General features: G+C 71.1%; 20 protein-coding genes and 1 pseudogene. 17 read left to right on the top strand and 4 right to left on the bottom strand.

The features are described from left to right. Positions 1 to 388: 388 nt before the first annotated feature. Positions 389 to 2,842, top strand: coding sequence for a tetratricopeptide repeat protein (locus IEY82_RS20295; RefSeq protein ID WP_189125737.1), 2,454 nt, complete (start codon positions 389 to 391; stop codon positions 2,840 to 2,842). Positions 2,843 to 2,883: 41 nt separating this feature from the next. On the opposite strand, the gene IEY82_RS20290 is transcribed toward IEY82_RS20295, so the two are convergent. Further along, positions 2,884 to 3,456 carry an Asp23/Gls24 family envelope stress response protein gene (locus tag IEY82_RS20290; protein WP_189125736.1) on the bottom strand — a complete coding sequence of 191 codons (573 nt, stop codon included), beginning with the start codon at positions 3,454 to 3,456 and terminating at the stop codon, positions 2,884 to 2,886. An 84-nt stretch (positions 3,457 to 3,540) separates the two neighbouring features. Here IEY82_RS20290 and IEY82_RS20285 point away from each other — a divergent pair, with 84 nt between their 5' ends. After that, on the top strand, positions 3,541 to 4,071 hold the full coding sequence (locus IEY82_RS20285; RefSeq protein WP_225263422.1) for an HIT family protein: 531 nt from the start codon (positions 3,541 to 3,543) through the stop codon (positions 4,069 to 4,071). 42 nt (positions 4,072 to 4,113) lie between these two features. Here IEY82_RS20285 and IEY82_RS20280 read toward each other — a convergent pair whose 3' ends face one another. The 3 genes from IEY82_RS20280 to IEY82_RS20270 form a co-directional block, all read right to left on the bottom strand. Beyond that, complete coding sequence (locus IEY82_RS20280) at positions 4,114 to 5,007, bottom strand: hypothetical protein (protein WP_189125734.1); 894 nt, start codon at positions 5,005 to 5,007, stop codon at positions 4,114 to 4,116. A 92-nt stretch (positions 5,008 to 5,099) separates the two neighbouring features. Next, entirely contained in the window at positions 5,100 to 6,665 is a 1,566-nt protein-coding gene (locus tag IEY82_RS20275; RefSeq protein ID WP_189125733.1) for a glycoside hydrolase family 10-like protein, read from the bottom strand. A 173-nt stretch (positions 6,666 to 6,838) separates the two neighbouring features. Beyond that, positions 6,839 to 8,977 (bottom strand): elongation factor G-like protein EF-G2, encoded by a 2,139-nt coding sequence (locus IEY82_RS20270; protein ID WP_189125732.1) that lies wholly within the window; start codon positions 8,975 to 8,977, stop codon positions 6,839 to 6,841. Between the two features lie 244 nt (positions 8,978 to 9,221). Here IEY82_RS20270 and pgsA point away from each other — a divergent pair, with 244 nt between their 5' ends. From pgsA to ruvA, 15 genes and pseudogenes are all read left to right on the top strand, one after another. After that, a complete protein-coding gene (pgsA, locus tag IEY82_RS20265; RefSeq protein WP_189125731.1) occupies positions 9,222 to 9,824 on the top strand; it encodes a phosphatidylinositol phosphate synthase in 603 nt (200 codons plus the stop codon). Then, a complete protein-coding gene (locus tag IEY82_RS20260) occupies positions 9,821 to 10,729 on the top strand; it encodes a phosphatidylinositol mannoside acyltransferase (RefSeq protein WP_189125730.1) in 909 nt (302 codons plus the stop codon). The genes pgsA and IEY82_RS20260 overlap by 4 nt, the downstream gene beginning before the upstream one ends. Further along, complete coding sequence (locus tag IEY82_RS20255) at positions 10,726 to 11,856, top strand: glycosyltransferase family 4 protein (protein ID WP_189125729.1); 1,131 nt, start codon at positions 10,726 to 10,728, stop codon at positions 11,854 to 11,856. Before IEY82_RS20260 ends, IEY82_RS20255 begins: the two co-directional genes overlap by 4 nt. Before the next feature lie 8 nt (positions 11,857 to 11,864). Then, positions 11,865 to 12,395: a LemA family protein gene (locus IEY82_RS20250; protein WP_189125857.1), complete on the top strand. Its 531-nt coding sequence runs from the start codon at positions 11,865 to 11,867 to the stop codon at positions 12,393 to 12,395. 61 nt (positions 12,396 to 12,456) lie between these two features. Further along, positions 12,457 to 13,476, top strand: a complete 1,020-nt coding sequence (locus IEY82_RS20245; RefSeq protein ID WP_225263420.1) for a DUF3048 domain-containing protein — start codon at positions 12,457 to 12,459, stop codon at positions 13,474 to 13,476. Between the two features lie 95 nt (positions 13,477 to 13,571). Then, positions 13,572 to 14,501: a pyridoxal 5'-phosphate synthase lyase subunit PdxS gene (gene pdxS, locus IEY82_RS20240; RefSeq protein WP_225263419.1), complete on the top strand. Its 930-nt coding sequence runs from the start codon at positions 13,572 to 13,574 to the stop codon at positions 14,499 to 14,501. Positions 14,502 to 14,577: 76 nt separating this feature from the next. Further along, positions 14,578 to 14,694 (top strand): annotated as a pseudogene (locus IEY82_RS40540) (hypothetical protein); the annotation flags it as partial. A gap of 88 nt (positions 14,695 to 14,782) precedes the next feature. Next, entirely contained in the window at positions 14,783 to 15,052 is a 270-nt protein-coding gene (locus IEY82_RS39235; RefSeq protein WP_225263418.1) for a PhoD-like phosphatase N-terminal domain-containing protein, read from the top strand. 17 nt (positions 15,053 to 15,069) lie between these two features. Beyond that, the gene (locus tag IEY82_RS39230) at positions 15,070 to 15,483 is read left to right on the top strand and encodes an alkaline phosphatase D family protein (RefSeq protein ID WP_225263417.1); all 414 of its coding nucleotides are present in this window, start codon (positions 15,070 to 15,072) and stop codon (positions 15,481 to 15,483) included. Positions 15,484 to 15,703: 220 nt separating this feature from the next. Beyond that, positions 15,704 to 16,282 carry a pyridoxal 5'-phosphate synthase glutaminase subunit PdxT gene (pdxT, locus tag IEY82_RS20230; protein WP_189125728.1) on the top strand — a complete coding sequence of 193 codons (579 nt, stop codon included), beginning with the start codon at positions 15,704 to 15,706 and terminating at the stop codon, positions 16,280 to 16,282. Between the two features lie 4 nt (positions 16,283 to 16,286). Beyond that, positions 16,287 to 17,039 (top strand): YebC/PmpR family DNA-binding transcriptional regulator, encoded by a 753-nt coding sequence (locus IEY82_RS20225; RefSeq protein ID WP_189125727.1) that lies wholly within the window; start codon positions 16,287 to 16,289, stop codon positions 17,037 to 17,039. A gap of 71 nt (positions 17,040 to 17,110) precedes the next feature. Beyond that, entirely contained in the window at positions 17,111 to 18,859 is a 1,749-nt protein-coding gene (locus IEY82_RS20220; RefSeq protein ID WP_189125726.1) for an ABC transporter permease family protein, read from the top strand. 10 nt (positions 18,860 to 18,869) lie between these two features. Beyond that, a complete protein-coding gene (locus tag IEY82_RS20215; protein WP_225263416.1) occupies positions 18,870 to 20,021 on the top strand; it encodes a GNAT family N-acetyltransferase in 1,152 nt (383 codons plus the stop codon). Positions 20,022 to 20,201: 180 nt separating this feature from the next. Further along, the gene (gene ruvC / locus IEY82_RS20210) at positions 20,202 to 20,744 is read left to right on the top strand and encodes a crossover junction endodeoxyribonuclease RuvC (protein WP_189125725.1); all 543 of its coding nucleotides are present in this window, start codon (positions 20,202 to 20,204) and stop codon (positions 20,742 to 20,744) included. Then, complete coding sequence (gene ruvA / locus IEY82_RS20205) at positions 20,741 to 21,361, top strand: Holliday junction branch migration protein RuvA (RefSeq protein WP_189125724.1); 621 nt, start codon at positions 20,741 to 20,743, stop codon at positions 21,359 to 21,361. Before ruvC ends, ruvA begins: the two co-directional genes overlap by 4 nt. Positions 21,362 to 21,366: the final 5 nt, after the last annotated feature.

Below are 21,366 nucleotides of genomic sequence, written 5' to 3'. Positions count from 1 at the left end.
CGAATCGGCGCTATGTCTGGACAATGCGTCCAATAACGCCAAATGCGACCTCAGGGGCCAGGTGGGCGAATTGCGACCTCTGTCAGCTGTGTCCTCCCTGGAAGCCGTCATGAGATCCGTTGGTGCTCGCGTCCGGTAGGAGCGCTGCGGATCACCGCCACTGCCCGCCGCAGTGGCGGCCTACCTGGCCGATGCGGCGCCAAGACCCGGCTCGCCCGGCGATGGAGGCGGGGGAACGCTACTGTCTTGCCGCCGAGGGCCGCACCCCCGAGGATGGTCACCGCGCGGGTCCGGAGGGTCGAGGGTCTGGCCATGCGCGGGCAGCCCTGGTGATCCCCGCTGACGGATCGATGCCATGGCGGGAGGCCTTCCCGAAAGAGGATGGTGCATGAAGGTGAGGATGCGGCTCTGGGTCGGCGCGGGCGGTGCGGCCATCTTCAGCGTCGCTGTGGGTGTCGCGATCAACGAGGGCACGGACGGCACGGCCTGGCACTGGGGCTGGCTGGCGGCCGCGCTGGTCGCCGCTCTGGGGTACGTCGGCTGGGAGCGGTGGAGAGGGCGTCCCGGACCGATCGGCAGGCTGCTCGTGGCTGACTCCAAGGGGCGCCCGCTGCCTGTCAGTGAGGTGCCCGGTTGGTGTTGGGGCATGAGCGAATCGCGGTTCGCCGCGGATGGAGAGGCTCCGCACATCGCTCGGGCGTTCGACGCTGAGCTGGTTGACGCGCTCGACGACGCGGCGGCTGGGACAGGGGCGCGGTTGATCGTGGTCCAGGGCGAACGTCTGGCCGGCTCGACCCATGCCCTGGCCCATGCCGTACGCGGCCGGCTGCCGGACTGGCGGTTGGCCTGTTTCGTGGACGACCCTCGGGCTGCCCTGCCTGACCTGCTCGGCCAAGCCGCAGCCTGGCTCACTCCCAAGGCGGGGGTGGTGGTGTGGCTGGACGCGGTTCGCCCGGATCGGCTCGCCGAGTTCACCCCTTCCCTGCTGGCGGAGCTACCGCCGCGGCTGGTGGTGACCGCCACCCTGCACACCGAGGATGTCGTCAACGCCGACGGCGACCCCGCCGCCCGCCTGGCCTCGCACGTGCCCGGCTTGCTGCGCGCATGTGCCGTCCACCTGACCCTGGGCCTGTTGACCAGGGAGGAACGCGACCGGATCGCAGCCGAGCCCGCCTACAGGGCGCTCCGGCCGGCACTGGCGGATCAGTCGGCCGACCTTCTCATCGGCCGGTTGATGATCTCTTTGGACAAAGTACGGCAGGCGCTCGCACTCGGCACCGCCGAGCAGGCGGCCGACCGGGTCGCGGTGCTGCGGGCGGCGACCGACTGGTATCGGGCGCAGATGCCGGCCAGGCTCACCAAGAAGGCATTACAGCAGCTCTGGAGGGGCTACCGGCTGCACCTCGGCGAGCTGTCGCCCCGCACGCGATTACCGGCCGGCGCCTTCGACCGCGCTCTGGCGTGGGCGCTGGCCCCAGGGGGCGCGGCAAGGCCCCAGCTCCTGTCCCTCGACCGGATCTACCGGCCCCATCCCCTGCTGGAGATCATCGCCGCGGAGACCGGGCGGGACGGCTGGGCCATCGGGGCGCCACTATGGGACTATGCCAGGGGCCATTTCACCCCCGACGACTTGCGCAAGCTCGCCTACACCGCCCTTGACCAGGGTCACCCGGCAGTGGCGGCGGACCTGCTGGCCGACGCCCCCCTCACGGATCTCCCGGCAGAGGTTTCGTTCCGGATCGCCGAGGCACTCACCGAGACCGGCGAGGCGATCGGGTGGTACAAGAGGGTACTCGACACGGAGGACGCGGACCGCGCGTGCAGGGCGATGTTCCGCATCGGCGAGCTCGAGGCCGGGCGGCAGCGGATGCCCGAGGCGCGGCACTGGTTCGAGCGCGCGGCCGACTCCGTCCACCCCGAGGTGGCGGTTCTCGCCGCGGGCAAGCTCGGCCAACTGGACCGTGACGAGGGCGACATCACAGGCGCGCGAAGGTGGTTGACCCGGGTCGCGGAGTCCGGCCATCCCGATCACGGCCCCGCCGGGATGATCGAGCTTGCCTTACTGGAGGAGTCGGATGGAAAGGGCTGGGAAGCGCGGCGCTGGCTGCGGGCCGCGTTCAGCACCGAACATCCTGACCACCGCCCGCGTGCGATGGTGGAGTTCGGCCGCATGGAGATGGAGGAGCGTCGCTACCCAAAGGCCATACGGTGGCTCAAGGACGCGTCGGCGACGGGCCACCCCCGGTACGGCGTGCGGGCCACCCTGCACCTGGCGCGCGCATACTACGAAACGGGCCAGCCGCACCACGCGGAACGGCTGTTGAGGACGATAGTGGACAGCGACGACCCCGACATGGGGCCGGCGGCGATGGTGAATCTGGGCATCATGCTGCACTCCAGCGGTCGCGTCAGCGAAGCGGCCGCCCTTTGGGAGAGAGCGCTGGCCACCGGTCATCCCGACGAGGTCCCGGCGGCGATGAGCAACCTCGCTCTCGTTGAGGCGACCTGGGGAAACCTCCCCGAGGCGCGGCGCCTGTATCACCAGGTCGTCGAGTCCGGCCATCGCAACCACGCACCTACCGCGATGGTGAGTCTGGGGAAGCTGGAGGAGGAGCAGCGGCCCGATCAGGCGCGCCACTGGTTGACACGTGCGATCGACACCGGACACCGCGAGCAGGGACCTGTGGCGATGATCTCGCTGGCCTTCCTGGAACTGCGGCAGGGACGCGTGGCGAAGGCACGGGCGCTTCTCAAGCGCGCTGTCGCGACCGGGCATCCGGAATACGCCGCAGACGCCCGGCGCCTGCTCAGGAAGCTCGGCGGAGCCGACGCCGTTCAGTAGGGGCTCGCAGAGCGACAAGCCGTAGCTTGCCGGCGTCGCCTCTAGAAGGGGTCCTGCTCGGGCGGGTCCGCAGCGGGACGGGCCTCGCCGGGACGGGCCTCGCCGGGCAGGCGGACGTCGTCGACCGTGACGTTGACCTCGGTGACCCGCATGCCCAGCATGCGGCTGACGCTCCTGGCCACGTTGGTCTTGACCTCCGAGGCCACCTCCATGACCACGTGGCCGTACTCGACCACGATGGTGAGGTCCACGGCCACCTGGCCGTCCTGGATGTCGGCGCTCACGCCCTGGGTGCCGCGCCGGGAGCCGACGCCGATGCGGTCGCGCACGGCTTCGAAGACGCGAGCCAGGTCGCCGCCCATGTCCGCGACCCCGGCCACCTCCAGCGCGGCGAGCGCGGCCACCTTCTCCACCACCTCGTCGGCCACCTTGATCCGCCCCTTCACGAGTGGGGCGGCGGCGGACGGCTCGGCGGAGAGCGGGAAGGCGGCCGGGGCGGCCGGGGCGGGCTGGTCGTGGGAGCCGGTCGTCGCGTCGTCACCGCCGGCCGTGTGGGGGGCGTCGGGGGCGTTCGCGTCGGCTGGCGCGGAGTGCTCGGCTACGGTGTCGGACATCGCTGCCTCCTCGTGGCGGTGCCGAGCATTGTGCCGGACAGGCACCCCGTTTGTCCGGAAAGCCGGGGCCCTATGCTGCTAGATATGCACGATCAGGCAGGAGCGGGGGAGCCCGACAACTTCCAGCGGCTCTGGACCCCGCATCGCATGGCCTACATCAAAGGCGAGAACAAGCCAACGGGGACGGGCCCCGATGACGGTTGCCCGTTCGACGCCATCCCCAAGATGAGCGACGAGGAGGGCCTCATCGTCGCCAGGGGCGAGGTCGTGTACGCCGTGCTCAACCTCTACCCCTACAACTCCGGTCACCTGATGGTCGTGCCCTACCGCCACGTGTCCGACTACGACGAGCTCGACCCCGCGGAGCTCGTGGAGCTGAGCCAGTTCACCCAGCGTTCGCTGCGGGCGCTGCGCAAGGCCGGCGGCGCGCAGGGGTTCAACGTCGGCATGAACCTCGGCCACGTGGCGGGCGCGGGCATCGCCGCCCATCTGCACCAGCACGTGGTGCCCAGATGGGGCGGCGACACCAACTTCATGCCGGTGGTCGCGCGCACCAAGGTGCTGCCGGAGCTGCTGCGCGACACCCGCCAGGCGCTCGCCGACGCCTGGTCCTGACCCGGCCACGCCGGTCCGGCCGGTCGCCCGGCCGCCGGTGGATCACAGGTGCCACTCGCCGCTGGTGGCGCAGTGGTCGCTGGCCTGCTTGGCGAGGTCCGTGCAGAAGGCCGGGCGCGCGGTCCACGAGCCCACCCGCTCGACGAAGATGTAGTCGATCTGCCTGTTCAGCCCGTCGCGGGTGTCGTGGGTGAACCCGAGTACCAGATCGGCCAGCTCGTCGTACGCGGGGTGCAGCTGGCCGGGCGTCAGGTTGAAGTCTCCCGCGAGCGACATCCTGCGGCCCGGCTCCACGTAGGACCGGGCGATCCACAGGTACTCGGCCGACTCGGTGACGGTGCGCTCCGTGGAACCGGCTCCCAGATGGGCGGTGCACTGCGCCATCGGGCCCGCGTACGTGGTGAGCTTCAGGCACAGGCCGGTGCGGCACTCGGTCGTGGCCTGGGAACAGTCCTTGCCCACCTCCTGGGTGGGGAAGTACCACGCCTTGCCGTCCACCTTGACGCCGCCGGGGTGGATGATCGCGTTGCCGTAGCCCTTGCCGCCGCAGTCGGCCTCCTGCCGCTTGCTGATCACCATGGTGCCGTCGCTCTTCAGCGCCGTGGTGAGCCGGGCGAACGCGTCCTGGCAGATCTCGTTCACCGAGACGAACCAGGCGCCGTCGGCCACGGCGTTCCAGACCAGGATCGACTCCGCCGTGTCGGCCTGCGCTCTGGTGCAGGGGTCGCCGTCGGCCGCGTTGCAGATGTTGTAGTGGTGGATCTTGGCCGTCACCGCCAGCGGGATCGCCTTCGGCGCGGCCCCCGCGGGCGCCCGCACCGTGATGACGGGAGGTGTCACGGCCGCGGCCGCGGCCGCCGGGGCGGCCCCCGCGCCGGGCGCGGGGACCGCGGCGAAGGCGACGATCAGGCCGAGGGTGAGGAGAACACGCTTCATGAGGCCTCCTGAGGGCTCAGGTCCGCTCGGAACCCTCAGTGTCCACACGGCCGTCATAGACCGGTCATAAGTTCATCGGCCGGCCCCGGCGGCTAGTTCGTGACCTCGGCCCTGATGGCCTTGCTCTCGTGGTCCAGCCGGTCCAGCGCCGTCACCAGGTAGGTGCCGGCGGAGGGGGCGGTGTACGCCGGCCGCTCGACCACGGCGACCAGGTCGCGGGCGTCGGTCGTGTGGCAGTCCTCGCCCGACTTCGGCAGCTTGTAGACGGCGTAGGAGCGGGCGCCCGGCGACGGCTCCCATGACAGCGACCTCCCCGCGGCCTTGACGCCCGCGGGCGCGGGCGGGGCCTCGCCGCCGAGGCTCTTGATCAGGGGGAGCAGGGCCGGCCGGCTGTAGTGGTCCTTGAAGACGCGGTCGAGGGCGCCCAGCGGGTTGGTCAGCAGCTGCTTGGCGCTGAAGAAGACGTCGCCCTCGACCTGCTTGTACTTGCGGTTGAACGTCAGGTGCGCGGACAGCTCGCCCGGCCTGGTCCACGCCTTGTCGTCGGTGGTGCCGACCCGGTAGAGGGCCTGGCCGATGTAGAGGTCGACGCCGGTGCCCTTGACCTCGTTGGCCCACCACGGCACCAGGACGTTGTAGTCGGCGGCCTTGAACCCACGCGGCCAGTAGAGCTGCGGGAGCACATAGTCGACGGTGCCCGCCTTGATCCAGGCCCGGGCGTCGGCGTAGATCGAGTCGTAGGCCGACATCCCCGCCGTGCGCGAGCCGGTCGGGTCGTTGGACGTGTTGCGCCAGATGCCGAACGGGCTGATGCCGAACTTGATGTACGGCTTGATCTCGTGGACGGCCTTGTCGACCTGGGCGATCAGCGTGTTGACGTTGTCGCGCCGCCAGTCGGCCAGCCGCTTGCCCTTGCCGTACTTTGTAAAGGTGGCGGCGTCGTTGAACGTGGCGTTGCCGCTCGGGTAGGGGTAGAAGTAGTCGTCGAAGTGCACCCCGTCGATGTCATAGCGCTTCACCACGTCGGTGACGACCGCCGTCACGTGATCGCGCACCTGCGGCAGGCCGGGGTTGAAGTAGAGACGGTCGCCGTACTTGACCGTCCAGCCGGGGTGGCGGCGGGCCAGATGATCGGCCGGCAGCTTGGACACGTCGCCGTCATAGGACGCGCGGTAGGGGTTGAACCACGCGTGGAACTCCAGGCCCCGCTTGTGGGCCTCGCTCACCAGGAACGGCATCGGGTCCCAGCCCGGGTCCTTGCCCGGAGTGCCGGTCAGGAAGCGGGACCACGGCTCCAGCGGCGACTTGTAGATCGCGTCGGCGGCGGGGCGAACCTGGACGAAGACGGCGTTGAAATTGAGCTTGGCGGCGGCGTCGAGGAGCCTGACGTACTCGGCCCGTTGCTTGTCGGCACTGAGCCCGGCGCGGGAGGGCCAGTCGATGTTCTGGACCGTGGCGATCCAGACGCCGCGCATCTGGCGCTTGGGATAGCGGGCGTCGGGAGTGCAGTCGGCGGCCGCGACCGTGGCCGTGCCAGGGGTCTTCTTCTCGGTGCCGGCCGATGGGCTCGCCCCGGCTCCGGGGCCGAAGAGGTAGGCGGCGCCGGTGGTGACGGCGGCCAGGGCGGCGGCTGCGGCGAGAGGTCGTCCGGTTCGCATAATGCCCCAGTGTGGCATCGGGGCACACCCGCTTAGTCCCGAAGAAAAGAAATGAATTCGTGATGTATTTGCGGCGAGAGTAAACCGATGGGCCGGGAGGGATGGTGTCCCTCCCGGCGTTCCACGGTCTCGATCCGGTCTCGACCTGGGCCTCGGCCCGCCTTGACCTGAGCTCAGCCGCTCGCCGCGACCTTGCCCGCCAGGTGCGACGGCAACGGCTCGTAGCGCAGGAACGCGCGGTGGAAGCTGCCGGTGCCGTGTGACATGGATCGCAGGTCGATCGCGTACCTGGTGATCTCCAGCTCGGGCACCTCGGCCTTCACCAGCGTGCGCCCGGTGCCCACCGGCTCGGTGCCGAGCACCCGCCCGCGCCGTGCCGACAGGTCGGACATCACCGAGCCCACATAGTCGTCGGCCACCAGCACCGACAGCTCGTCCACCGGCTCCAGCAGCAGGGTCGGCACCTTCGAGGCGGCCTCCTTCAGCGCCAGCTGCCCGGCGATCTGGAAGGCCATGTCGGAGGAGTCGACGGAGTGCGCCTTGCCGTCGTAGAGCGTGACCCGCACGTCCACCATCGGATAGCCGGCGACCACCCCCCGCTCCATCTGGGCGCGCACGCCCTTCTCCACCGACGGGATGAACTGCCGGGGCACGACACCGCCGACGATCTTGTCCACGAACTCGAACCCGCCGCCGGACGGCAGCGGCTCCACCTCGAGGTGGCAGATGGCGTACTGGCCGTGACCGCCGGTCTGCTTGACGTTGCGGCCCATCGCCTGGCATTTGCCGCCGAACGTCTCGCGCAGCGGCACCCGCAGCTCGATGCGCTCCACCTCGACGCCGTGGCGCTTGGACAGCCGGTCGAGCAGCACGTCGGTGTGGGCCTCGCCCATGCACCACAGCACGAGCTGCCGGGTCTCGGCGTTGTTCTCCAGCCGCAGCGTCGGGTCCTCGGCCACCAGGCGGGCCAGCGCCTGCGACAGTTTGTCCTCGTCGGCCTTGGACTTGGCCTGGATCGCCACCGGCAGCAGCGGGTCGGGCATCTGCCACGCCGTCATCAGCAGCGGCCTGTCGACCTCGGACAGCGTGTCGCCCGTCTCGGCCCGTGACAGCTTGGCCACCGCGAGGATGTCGCCCGCGATGCCCTTGGCGGTGCCGCGCTGGTGCTTGCCCAGCGGGCTGGTCAGGGTGCCGATGCGCTCGTCGACGTCGTGGTCCTCGTGGCCGCGGTCGGCCAGGCCGTGCCCGGAGACGTGCACGGTCATGTCGGGGCGCAGGGTGCCGGAGAAGACGCGGACCAGGCTGATGCGGCCGACGTAGGGGTCGCTGGTGGTCTTGACGACCTCGGCCACCAGGGGCCCGTCGGGGTCGCAGGTGATGCCCTTGACCGGTTTGCCGTCGAGCGTGGTGATCTCGGGCATCGGGTGTTCGAGCGGCGACGGGAAGCCCTGCGTGATCAGCTCCAGCACCTCGGTCGCGCCGACGCCGAGCCCGGAGCAGAGCACCGGGAAGAAGCTGCCCCGGGCCACCGCCTTCTCCAGGTCGTCGATGAGCACCTTGGTGTCGATCGCGTCGCCGGCGAGGTAGCGCTCCATGAGCGACTCGTCCTCGCTCTCCTGGATGATGCTCTCGATCAGGGTGTCGCGGTACTGGTCGATCTGCGCCTCGTACTCGGCGCCGGGCTCCTTCTCGGTGCGGCCGCCGGTGGCGTAGTTGTAGAACTTCTGGGTCAGCAGCCCGATCAGGCCGTTGACGTGACCGTTGGTGATCACCGGAAGGTAGAGCGGGGCGACGCCGTCGCCGAAGATCTCCTGGCAGCTCGTGAGCACCTCGTCGAAGTCGGCCCGCTGGTGGTCGATCTTGGTGATCACCACCGCCCTGGGCATCGCGACCTGGGCGCACTCCTCCCACAGCAGCTGGGTCAGCCCGTCGACGCCCTCCGCGGCCGACACGACGAAGAGCGCGGCGTCGGCGGCCCGCAGACCGGCCCTCAGGTCGCCCGTGAAGTCGGCGTAACCGGGGGTGTCGAGAAGATTGATCTTGATTCCGTTGTGCGTCAACGGCGCGAGCGCCAGATTGACCGAGCGCTGCTGCCGCACCTCGACCTCGTCGAAGTCGCTGACCGTGTTGCCGTCCTCCACCCGGCCGGTCCGCTGGATCGTGCCGGTCGTCGCCAGCAGCTGCTCCACGAGGGTCGTCTTGCCCGCTCCTGAGTGGCCGACCAGCACGACATTGCGTATCGCGTCCGCCCTGTCGGCCGCTGGTGCCCTGCCCGCGGCTCCCAAGGCCCCTCCGGGGTTCTTCTCCGCCACATCGCCTCCGGTCTCCTGGGACGAGGCGGCCTCGCCGTCGAACGCCCGGCATCGCGACGCCAGGTGTCCGGCTCGGCTTCCTCTCCCGTGTCGTTCGGTTGAGGTTCGCAACGCCGCGCCCGTGCGGGGGGTGGCAGGACCGCATGGACGCGGTGTGTTCACCAAATACCCGTGTGGCGGATATCACAAGGGGGGTGAGGCAAAGAAAGTCGCCGCTCCCGTGATGGCCTACGATCGGAGCGCGATGCTCAAACTCCTGCGCCCGGCCATGACCCGGATACTCACCCCGTTGGGCAGGGCCCTGGTCCGCCGGGGGATCGGCCCCAACGCCGTCACGGCGATCGGCACCCTCGGCACGGTGGCCGCCGCCCTGGTCCTCTTCCCCGCGGGGATGCTCAGCGTGGGGGCCCTGGTGATCACCGTTTTCGTGCTGTTCGACCTGCTCGACGGCGTGGTGGCCCGGCTCGGCGGGGGAGGGGGCAGCACCTGGGGGGCCTTCCTCGACTCCACGCTCGACCGGGTGGCCGACGCCGCCATCTTCTGCGGGCTGGTCCTCTACTTCGCCTCCCAGGACGACCCGCTGATGGTGGGCGTCACGCTGTTCTGCCTGGTGGCCGGGGCCGTGGTGTCCTATGCCAAGGCCAGGGCCGAGGGGCTCGGGCTCACCTGTGACGTGGGCCTGGCCGAGCGGCCCGAGCGGCTGGTGGTGGTGCTGGTGGCCACCTTCTTCGCCGGGCTCGGCGTCCCCTACCTGCTGCCCGCCGGCATGTGGTTGCTCGCGGGCGCGAGCGCTGCCACGGTGGTGCAGCGAGTGGTTCACGTCCACCGGCAGACGAGGGAGAGATGAGCGAGAAGCCGTCCGTCACCGATCGCGTCGTCGCCGCGGGGTTCGCGGCGGGCTGGACGGTCGTGCCGCTGCTGCCCAAGCGGCTCACCGCCGGGGCCTTCCGCTACGCCGCCGACCGGCTGTGGCGCGGCCAGGGCACGTCCGTACGCCGCCTGGAGTCCAACCTGGCCAGGGTGACCGGGCTCCCCCCCGGCAGCCCCGAGCTGCGCGCGCTCGGCCGGGCGGGCATGCGCTCCTACTTCCGCTACTTCGAGGAGATCTTCCGGCTGCCGTCCATGTCGCGCGACGAGATCGTCCGGCGCACCCACGTGACCGGCGCCGAGCACATCCACGACACCGTCGCCGCCGGGCGCGGCGTGGTGCTCGCGCTGCCCCACATGGGCAACTGGGACCAGGCGGGCGCCTGGCTGGTCGGCGTCGGCCATCCCTTCACCACGGTGGCCGAGCGGCTGCGGCCCGAGTCGCTGTTCCGCCGCTACGTCGCCTTCCGCGAGGGGCTCGGCATGGAGGTGCTGCCGCTCACCGGCGGCGACGGCCACAACTTCGCCGCCCTGGCGATGCGCGTGCGCAAGGGCGGGGTGGTCTGCCTGCCCGCCGAGCGCGACCTCACCAAGAGCGGCGTCGAGGTCGAGTTCTTCGGCTCGACGACCAAGGTGCCGGCGGGGCCGCCGCTGCTGGCCGTGCAGACGGGCGCCGCGCTGCTGCCGGCCACGGTCTACTTCGCGGGCGACGACTGGGGCATCGACATCCACGAGGAGATCCCGGTGCCCGAGGAGGGCACCCGTCAGGAGAAGGTCGCGGCGGTGGCGCAGAGTCTCAGCCATGTCTTCGAGAAGGGCATCGCCGAGCATCCCGAAGACTGGCACATGCTGCAGCGTCTGTGGCTGGAGGACCTGCGGCGATGAAGGTCGGCATCGTCTGCCCCTATTCCTGGGACATGCCCGGCGGGGTCAAACAGCACATCGACGACCTGGCCCAGGCCCTGATCGCGCAGGGGCACGACGTCTCGGTGATCGCGCCGGCGGCCGACGACGACGACCTGCCGCCCTACGTGGTCGGCGCGGGCCGCGCGATCCCCGTCCCCTACAACGGGTCGGTGGCCAGGATGTCGTTCGGGTTCCTGTCGGCGGCGCGGGTGCGGCGCTGGATCGGCGACGGCGACTTCGACGTGCTGCACATCCACGAGCCGCTGGTGCCGAGCCTGGGGGTGCTGGCCTGCTGGGCGGCCAAGGGGCCGATCGTGGCCACCTTCCACGCCTCGTGGGTGCGCTCGCGCGCGATCGCGGTGGCCGAGCCGCTGCTGCGCAGCGCCCTGGAGAAGCTGAGCGGCCGCATCGCGGTCTCCGACGCCGCCCGCAAGAGCCTGGTCGAGCAGTTCGGCGGCGACACCGTGCTGATCCCCAACGGGGTGACCGTGGCCCGCTACGCCGAGGCCGAGCCGCTCGACGGGTGGGGGCCCGACGGCGCGACGATCGGCTTCCTCGGGCGGATGGACGAGGAACGCAAGGGCCTGGCCATCCTGCTCGACGCCTTCAACCTGCTGGCCGGGGAGCGGCCGGAGCTCAAGCTGCTGATCGCCGGCCCCGGCGACGCCAAGGACGTCTACGACCGGGTGACCAGGGCGTTCCATGACCGGGTCACCGTGCTGGGCATGGTGAGCGAGGCCGACAAGATCCGCGCCTACCACTCGGTCGACGTGTTCTGCGCGCCCAACACCCGGGGTGAGAGCTTCGGCATCGTGCTGGCCGAGGCCATGGCCTCCGGCGCGACGGTGCTGGCCAGCGACATCCCGGCGTTCCGCAAGGTGCTGGGCGAGGGGCAGGCGGGCGCGCTGTTCGCCAACGGCGACCCGGCCTCGCTCGCCCGGGAGGCCGCGGCGTTACTCGACGCGCCCGAACGGCGGGCCAAGCTGGCGGCCGAGGCGCTGGTGGCGGTCCACAAGTACGACTGGTCGACGGTGGCGCGGGACGTGGTCAGGGTCTACGAGACCGTCACCACCGGCGGCGCGGGCCGGGTGGAGGAAGACCTGTGACATCGATCATGGTCGTGCTGATCGTGGGCATCGTGGTGGTGCTCGCGGCCGTCTACATCTCCTGGCGGGCGGGCCGGCTCGACCGGCTGCACATCCGGCTCGAACTGGCCGGCGAGTCGCTGTCGGCCGCGCTCATGCGACGCCGGGCCGTGGCGCTGGAGCTGGCGGGCTCCCGGCTGCTCGACCCGGCGACCTCGCTGGTGCTCGCGGCCTCGGCGCACGAGGCCAGGATGGCCGGGCCCGACGAACGCGAGCGCGCCGAGAGCGACCTGTCGCGCACCCTGCGGGCCGTCGTCGACCAGGAGCGGTTCGGCGAGAAGCTGGCGGAGTCGCCGGGAGGGCAGGCGCTCCTCGAGGAGCTGGAGGCGGCCGTGGCCAAGGTCGTCTACTCCCGCCGCTTCTACAACAACGCCGTCGGCGTCACGCGCACCGCCCAGCGGCGCTGGCTGGCCAGGGTTCTCCGGCTGGCCGGACACACCGAATACCCCCAATTCTTCGAAATTGATGACAATCCGCCTGAGGCAATGGCAACTGAATGACCTGATTCTGTAGGGCCGGTAAGCTTCTTCCGGTTTTGAGGCAAAGCGGAGGAGTGTACAGGTGCGGCTATTCCGGATGATCACCGTGACGCTGGCCGGAGCGGCGGTCCTGCTGCCCGTCGCGGCGTGCTCGTCGGATGAGCCCGCCGCGGGGCAGGCGCCGGAGGCGACGGTCACCACGCCCGCCGAGGAGGAGACGCCCGACGCCGGCAAGACCCACCCGTTCACCGGGAAGCCCACCCAGGCGCTCAAGCCGGTGCTCGCGGTGAAGATCGAGAACACCGCCGCGGGCAAGCCCCAGATGGGTCTGAAGAGCGCCGACATCGTCTACGTCGAGCAGGTCGAGGCCGGTCTGACCCGGCTGATGGCGATCTTCTCGTCGAAGCTCCCGGCCAAGGTCGGCCCCGTCCGCAGCGCCCGCATCTCCGACCTGCACATCGTGCCGCAGTTCGGCAAGCCCGCGTTCGCCTACTCGGGCGCGCAGACCAAGATGCTGCCGTTCATCGCCGAGGCGTCCCTGTTCGACGTCTCCGACAGCCGGGCCCCCGGGGCCTACTTCCGCCAGCCCGGCCGCTACGCCCCCTACAACCTGTTCGCCACCTCCAAGCAGTTGCTGGCCAGTGCCCCCAAGGCGAGCAAGGCGAAGGACATCGGCTTCACCTTCGGCGACGCTCCCGCCGAAGGCGGCGTGGACCGCACGTCCTACACGGTCAAATGGCCCGCGGCGCGCTTCACCTTCGCCTGGTCCGAGGCCAGGAAGCAGTGGCTGATCTGGCAGGACGGCAAGAAGGACATGGCGGCCGAGGGCGGCCAGCTCGGTGCTCCGACGATCGTCGTCCAGTACACCAAGACCGAACGCTCCCAGTTCCACGACAAGAACCAGAGCTACACGCCGCTCGTGCACAGCGTCGGCAAGGGGTCGGCGATCGTGCTGCGCGACGGCAAGGCGTACAAGGCTCGCTGGGAACGGGAATCCGAGGAGGGGGGTACGACGTTCACCACGGAGAGCGGCGAGCCGATGAACTTCGCCCCAGGTCAGGTCTGGGTGGCGCTCGCCAGCCGCAAGCCCGTGACTCCTTGACGTACAAGAACCACCGCAAGTCTTGACATGATGGTGGGTCGGGGAAAAGACGGTTAAGGACCTACCATGGGCTTGATAACTTACCGTTCGCCTTTGTGAGGAAGACCGTGTCCAGCACGCCCGAAGCCCTGTCCACCCCTGGCCCCGTCACCGGCACCGCCCGTGTGAAGCGCGGCATGGCCGAGATGCTCAAGGGCGGCGTCATCATGGACGTCGTCACCCCGGAGCAGGCGAAGATCGCCGAGGACGCCGGGGCGGTCGCCGTGATGGCCCTGGAGCGTGTGCCCGCCGACATCCGCGCTCAGGGCGGTGTGTCGCGGATGAGCGACCCCGACATGATCGACGGCATCATCGCCGCCGTGTCGATTCCCGTCATGGCCAAGGCCCGCATCGGCCACTTCACCGAGGCCCGCGTGCTGCAGGCGCTCGGTGTCGACTACGTCGACGAGTCCGAGGTGCTCACCCCGGCCGACTACGCCAACCACATCGACAAGTGGCAGTTCACCGTGCCGTTCGTGTGCGGGGCGACCAACCTGGGCGAGGCGCTGCGCCGCATCACCGAGGGCGCCGCGATGATCCGCTCCAAGGGCGAGGCCGGCACCGGCGACGTCTCCAACGCGGTCACCCACATGCGCACGATCCGGGGCGAGATCAAGCGCCTCGGCTCGCTGCCCGAGGACGAGCTGTACGTCGCCGCCAAGGAGCTGCAGGCGCCGTACGAGCTGGTGGCCGAGGTCGCCAGGGCGGGCAAGCTGCCGGTCGTGCTCTTCACCGCGGGCGGCATCGCCACCCCGGCCGACGCCGCGATGATGATGCAGCTCGGCGCCGAGGGCGTGTTCGTCGGCTCGGGCATCTTCAAGTCGGGCGACCCGGCCAGGCGCGCCGCCGCGATCGTCAAGGCCACCACGTTCTACGACGACCCCGACGTCATCGCCAAGGTCTCCCGTGGCCTGGGCGAGGCCATGGTCGGCATCAACGTCGAGGAGATCCCGCAGCCGCACCGCCTGGCCGAGCGCGGCTGGTGAACACCGCCCCGTAAGGACCGGGGCGTGGCGCTGACTTCCGAATAAGGCGATATCCGCGAAGGATGTCGCCTTATTCGTGGGCGACCGCCGCCCACGCCGACCCGGCCCCGCCGCCGAGACCGCGCTGAGTCTGGCCTCGCGCGGCCTGCGCACCGACCCGTTCACCCTGGGCGTCGCCTCGGGGGACCCCGACCACGGCGGCTTCGTGCTGTGGACCAGGCTGGCGCAGGAGCCCATGGCCGAGGACGGATTCGGCGGCATGCCGCGGCGGACCGTTCCCCGTGCACTGGCAGGTCTACGGCGACGAGCGGGCCCGCCGCCTGGTGCGCTCCGGGGTGGCCGTCGCCGCCCCCGAATGGGGCCACAGCGTGCACGTCGAACTCGACGGCCTGAGCTCCGACCGGGACTACCGGTATCGCTTCCGCGTCGGCCCCTACGTCTCGGCCCTCGGCCGGGCCGGGACCGCGCCGCACCCCCTGGTGTACGGCGGCGCGCTGGCGATGGCGTTCGTCTCCTGCGCGCAGTACGAGCACGGCTACTTCACCTCCTAATCCCGCGCGACATCGACATGCGGCTCTACCGCCGGGTCCGGTGGGGCAGGATGGCCACCTTCCACATGCTCGACACCCGTCAGTACCGCGACGACCAGGGCTGTGGCGACGGCCACCGCGACTGTCCCGGCAAGGTGACCAGCCAGGACGCCTGGGACGGCTACGTCGCCTCCCGCCGGCGCGTCACCCAGGGCTGGATCGACGCCGAGGTGCGCAATCCGGTCGTGCTCACCGGTGACGTGCACGCCCACTGGGCAGCCGACCTCAAACTCGACTACGACGACCCCACCGGCCCCCTCGGTCGGCTCGGAGCTGGTCGCCTCCTCGATCTCCACCGGCGGCGACGGGCCGACTCGGACCCGGCGGCCCACCCGTTCCTGGCGATCAACCCGCACCTGAGGTCTACAACAACCAGCGCGGCTACGTGCTGACGAAGATCGAGCGCGACCTGCTCGCCGCGGACTTCAAGGTCGTGCCGCGGGTGCGGACGCCCGCCTGGAGACCGAACGTCCCTGACCGCGGGAGAGAGGCGGCATCCGCGCGGGTGCCGCCTTCCTTGTGACCACCCTGCTTTTGACCGCCCTGTAGGAAGATGTCGGACGGGCTTGGTGTTGAATCAACCGGACCCACGACCCCGAGGGAAGGACGCCCGTGCCCACGATCGGTGTACTCGCTCTGCAGGGAGACGTGCGCGAGCATGTGCGCATGCTCCAGGAGGCGGGCGCCTCGGCCATGTCCGTGCGCCGGCCCGCCGAGCTGGAGGCGGTCGACGGGCTGGTGATCCCCGGCGGCGAGTCCACCACCATGTGGAAGCTCGCCGAGACCTTCGACCTGCTCGAACCCCTCCAGCTGCGGGTCAAGGACGGCATGCCCGCCTACGGCTCCTGCGCCGGCATGATCATGCTGGCCGACCGGATCGAGGACGGCGCCGAAGGGCAGCGCACCGTCGGCGGCATCGACATGGTGGTCAGGCGCAACGCCTTCGGCCGCCAGGTCGACTCGTTCGAGGCCGACCTCGACTTCGCGGGCGAGCCGGTGCACGCCGTGTTCATCCGAGCGCCGTGGGTCGAATCGGTCGGGCCCGACGTTCATGTGCTGGGCCGGGCCGAACCGGGGGATAGGATCGTCGCGGTCCGCCAAGGGCCGCTGCTCGCGACCTCGTTCCATCCCGAGCTGACCGGGGACACTCGCGTGCACCGATACTTCGTAGACATGCTGAGGGAGCTATAGGTAGATGTCCGGCCACTCCAAATGGGCGACGACGAAGCACAAGAAGGCCGCGCTCGACGCCAAGCGCGGCAAGCTGTTCGCGAAGCTCATCAAGAACATCGAGGTGGCGGCCCGGACGGGTGGGCCTGACCCGGATGCCAACCCCACGCTCTTCGACGCCATCTTCAAGGCGAAGAAGAACTCGGTGCCCAACGACAACATCGAGCGGGCCCGCAAGCGGGGCGGCGGCCTGGAGGCCGGCGGCGCCGACTGGCAGACCATCACCTACGAGGGCTACGCGCCGGGCGGCGTCGCGATCCTCATCGAGTGCCTCACCGACAACCGCAACCGAGCGGCCTCCGAGGTGCGGGTCGCGCTGACCCGCAACGGCGGCTCGCTGGCCGACCCCGGGTCGGTGTCCTACATGTTCAACCGCAAGGGCGTCGTGATCGTGCCCAAGAACGGCCTCGACGAGGACACGGTGCTCATGGCCGTGCTCGACGCGGGAGCCGAGGAGGTCAACGACCTGGGCGAGGCGTTCGAGGTCGTCTCCGAGGCCGGTGACCTGGTGCCGGTGCGCAAGGCGCTGCAGGACGCGGGCATCGACTACGACTCCGCCGAGTCCAGTTTCCTGCCGACGATGAGCGTGCAACTCGACGAGGAGGGCGCCAAGAAGGTGTTCCGGCTCATCGACGCGCTGGAGGACAGCGACGACGTGCAGAACGTGTTCGCCAACTTCGACGTCTCCGACGAGATCATGGAGAAGCTCGACGCCTGACCCCGCCGGCCCGGGGTGATGATCGTCGTCGTCGTGGCACGGTGCCCGGGGGCGGCGTAGGGTGTCGCGTCGTGACCTCCCCCAACCCCTCCCAGCAGGCTTCTCCCGCGCTCGGCTGGCTGCTGCTGCTTCCCGCGCTGGTCGGCACCGCGATCTCGCTGCTCCTTCCGACGATCAGGACCATCCTGCTCGGCTTCGAGTCGGGCCGGATCGCCGGGCCGAGCCAGTTCGTCGGGCTCGGCAACTACGCCGGCATCCTGGGTGACGACGTGTTCTGGCGGGCGCTCGGCTTCACGCTCTCGCTGGCGGTGGTGCCGCTCCTGGTGGCCGTGGTGGTGGGGCCGTCGCTCGCGCTGGCGCTCGACCGGGCGGGCGGGCCGCTCAGGCGCACCGGCCGCGTCGTGCTGTCGCTGGCGATCGTCACCTTCTCACCGGTCGGGGTCGCCGCCGCCTGGCTGTGGGGCCTGCGCTCCGGGGCCACGGGCGTGGTCACGCTGGCCGAGGGGCTGCGCGATCAGGCCACCGCGCCGGTGACTCTCGGCCTGATCATCGCGGCCACCACGTTCGGGCTGGTGTGCGCCCTGGCGGTGATGGCGTTCCTGCCCGTGTTGCGCGGTGGCACCGTGACGGCGGCCATGCTCGTGGTGGCCGGGCTCGTCACACTGGCCATGATCGCCGCCGCCCTCCAGACGTTCTCGATGGGGCTGGCGCTGCTGGCGGGCGGGCCGGAGCGTTCCGCGCAGACGCTGGCGACGCTGCAGTACGACTACGCCTTCCGGCTGTTCAAGCCGGGACTGGGCGCTTCGCTGGCGACCATCGTGGGCGTCCTGCTCGGCCTGCTGGGGCTCGTCGCGACGGTCCTCGTGGTGGCCACGAACCTGCGTATCTCCCTCATACCTCGCTCGGGGCCCACAGATGGGCCCAATTTCCGCTCAGAGTCCACGAGCGGACAGAAAGCCCCGTACCAGGCTCCCGTGTACGGCCAGGGCGGCGACCGGCCCGAGGGTGGCCATGGGCAGGCCCTGGGGTCAGGCGCCGCGCAGCGGGCCGCTCAGAGCCGCGCACGGGGCGCGTCCGTGGCGGGCAGGGTGATCGGCGCGGTGGCGCTGGCCCTTGTGACCCTGGTCGCGGTGGTCTGGGCCTGGCCGTGGCTGTCCGCCCTGTTCGCGGGCGGCGAGGCGCCGGGCGCCGGGCCGCGGACGCAGGTGAACACCTGGGTGCCCGCCGTCGTGGGGGCGCTGGTCTCCGTCGGCGTCGCCTACCTGGCGGCGCTCGGCATCGGCGGGCTGCGTCCGCTGGGACGGCGCAGTGAGTGGCTGCTGCTGCTGTTCGGGCCGTGGTTGTTCGTCGGCACCGGGCCGCTCAGCGTCGCCGACTGGCAGACGGTCACTGACATGGGCCTCATCGATACTTTCATCGCGATATTTCCGCCTTTCTTGGTGTCTGTGCCTGCGCTCCTGCTGCTGACGCTGCTCTGCAAGGGGCTGTCCGAGCGCGCGGGCGGCGACTTCCTCGGCGGCGTCGTGCTGCCGTCTCTGCCGATGGCGGGCATCCTGGCCGGCGCGGTCGCCCTGACCAACGCCCAGGAAGTGCTCTGGCCGCTGCTGACCGCGCACGATCCGGGCCTCGCCACCGCCCCCGTCGCCCTGCTGAACCGGCTGAGCGACCTCCGCGCGGCCGCCCCCGACCCCGGGGTCACCACGCCGCTCGCCATGGTGCTCGTCGCCCTCCTCGCCTTGGTCGCGGCGCAGTTGCTCTACCTCGACCGGCTGGCCGTCACCGCCGGAAAAGGTTCGCGCTCCCAGACACCCGCCGCATAGGTTGCGCCTCGTGGACATTCGTTACTTGACCCCCGAAGACCTCGACGCCATGTTCGACATGCGCAAACGCTCCTTCGGCCTGCTGTCGGCCGCCCAGGGCGAAGGCTGGCGCGCGGCCGTGCTGCCCATCCTGGCCGAGGGCCGCTACCTGGGCGCGTTCGACGGCACCAGGCTCACGGCCGCGGCCCGGCTGCGCGGCTTCACCCAGTGGTGGCACGGCAGGCCGCAGCCGATGGCCGGCATCGCGGGCGTCACGGTCAACCCCGAGGATCGAGGCAGGGGAGTGGGCGGGCAGATCATGCGCGCGATCGTCGCCCGGGCGGCCGAGCTCGGCGACGCCGTCTCCGCGCTCTATCCGGCCACGACACCTCTCTACCGCTCCGTCGGGTACGAGCACGCCGGGGCCCAGCACCTGGCCACCATCCCGGCCGAGGCGCTGCGCACGATCCGGCCGTCCGGCGAGGTCAAGCTGCGCCGGATGGGCCCGGCCGACGCGGCCGAGGTCGTCGCCGTGCTGCACCGCGCGCACGGCGCGGCCCGAGCCTCCGGCCCGATCTCGTGGGACGAGCGCACCTGGGCGCTCTGGCTCGCCCAGCCCGACGACTTCCTCTACCTCGCCGACGACGGCTTCGTCATCTACCGCTGGGACGGCGAGAACATCCTGGTCGGGAACCAGGTCGCCGGATCCGAGGCGACCGCCAGGGCGCTGTGGTCGCTGGTGGGCACCTCCTCCTCGGTGGCCGAGCACGTCACCGCCGCCGTGGCGCCCGACGACCCCGTGCTGTGGCTGCTGCGCGAACGCTCGAAGGAGAAGGTCACCCTGGTCCGGTGGATGTTCCGGGTGATCGACCTGGCCGCGGCCGTCGAACGCCGCGGCTATCCGGCCGGGGTGACCATGAACGCCGCCGTCGAGGTGGACGATCCGCTGCGGCCCGGCAACACCGGCCGGTGGCGGCTGGAGGTCGCCGAGGGCCGCGGCACGGCCACCCGCGTGGAGACGGGAGACGGGCCCCGGCTCACGGTCAACGCCCTGTCGGCCCTCTACGCCGGGGTTCCGACCGCCACGCTGCGCCATGCCGGGCTCATGTCCGGCGACGACCGCCACGACGACGCCCTCGACGCGGCCTTCGCCGCCCGGCCGTACATGCTCGACTACTTCTGACGGTTCCAGTGCCTCTGGCCGGCGGCCCGCGGATCTGACGGCTCCAGCGGTTCTGGCGGGCGTCCGGCGGATCTCACGGTTCCGCCGGGCGTCCGGCGGGCGTTTCGCGGTGCGCGGCCACGTCGGCCGGGGTAGAGTCTCGTGCCGAACAGGTGTTCGGCGGCGCGGGGAGGCAGGCCGGTGCGGGTGATGGGCGTCGATCCGGGGCTGACCCGGTGCGGCCTGGGAGCGGTCGAGGGCAGGCCCGGCGCGCCGCTGTCCCTGGTCGCCGTCGGGGTGGTGCGCACCGGCGCTGACGAGGAGCTGGGCGCACGGCTGGTGGGCATCGAGGCCGGCATCGAGCAGTGGCTCGACGAGGTGCGTCCCGACGCCGTGGCGGTCGAGCGGGTCTTCAGCCAGCACAACGTCCGCACCGTCATGGGCACTGCCCAGGCCGCGGGCATCGCGGTCCTCTGCGCGGCCAGGCGCGGGCTGCCCGTCGCCCTGCACACGCCCTCCGAGGTCAAGGCGGCCGTCACCGGCAGCGGCAGCGCCGACAAGAAGCAGATCGGGCTCATGGTGACCCGGCTGCTGAGGCTCACCGAGATGCCCAAGCCGGCCGACGCCGCCGACGCGCTCGCGCTGGCCATCTGCCATGTCTGGCGCGGCGGCGCCCAGCACCGCGTCGCCGAGGCCGTCGCGCGGGCGCGGAGCCGCGCGCCGCGCGGGGACGTGAAGCTGTGATCGCCTCGGTGGCCGGCCGGGTGGCGGCCGTCGCGCCCGACGGCGCCGTGATCGAGGTCGGCGGCGTCGGCGTCCTGGTCCACTGCACGCCCGGCACCCTGGCCACGCTCCACCCGGGCGAGCAGGCCCGGCTGGCCACCTCGCTGGTGGTGCGCGAGGAGTCCCTCACCCTCTACGGCTTCGCCACCGACGACGAGCGGGCCGTCTTCGAGCTGCTCCAGACGGCCAGCGGCGTGGGCCCCAAGCTGGCGCTGGCCATGCTCGCCGTCCATTCGCCCAACGCGCTGCGGGTCGCCGTCGCCGGAGCCGACCTCAAGGCGCTCACCCAGGTGCCGGGCATCGGCCAGAAGGGCGCCCAGCGCATCGTCCTGGAGCTGAAGGACCGTCTCGGCACCCCCGAGGCGACCCTCGACGCCGCGCTCAACGGCGGCCGCCGCGTCGCGCTCTGGCGCGACCAGGTGCACTCCGGGCTCGTGGGGCTGGGTTATTCGAGCAAGGACGCCGACGAGGCCGTCGCGGCCGTCGAGCCGGAGGCCGACGCCGACCTGGCCGCCGGCCGCTCCCCGCAGGTGGCCGCCCTGCTGAAGGCGGCGCTGCGGGCGCTGAGCGTCCGATGACATCG

This window comes from Nonomuraea cavernae (genome assembly GCF_014646355.1).
Classification (GTDB): domain Bacteria; phylum Actinomycetota; class Actinomycetes; order Streptosporangiales; family Streptosporangiaceae; genus Nonomuraea; species Nonomuraea cavernae.
The sequence above is the reverse complement of the archived record's forward strand: the minus strand, read 5'-3'. Positions and strand labels throughout refer to the sequence as shown.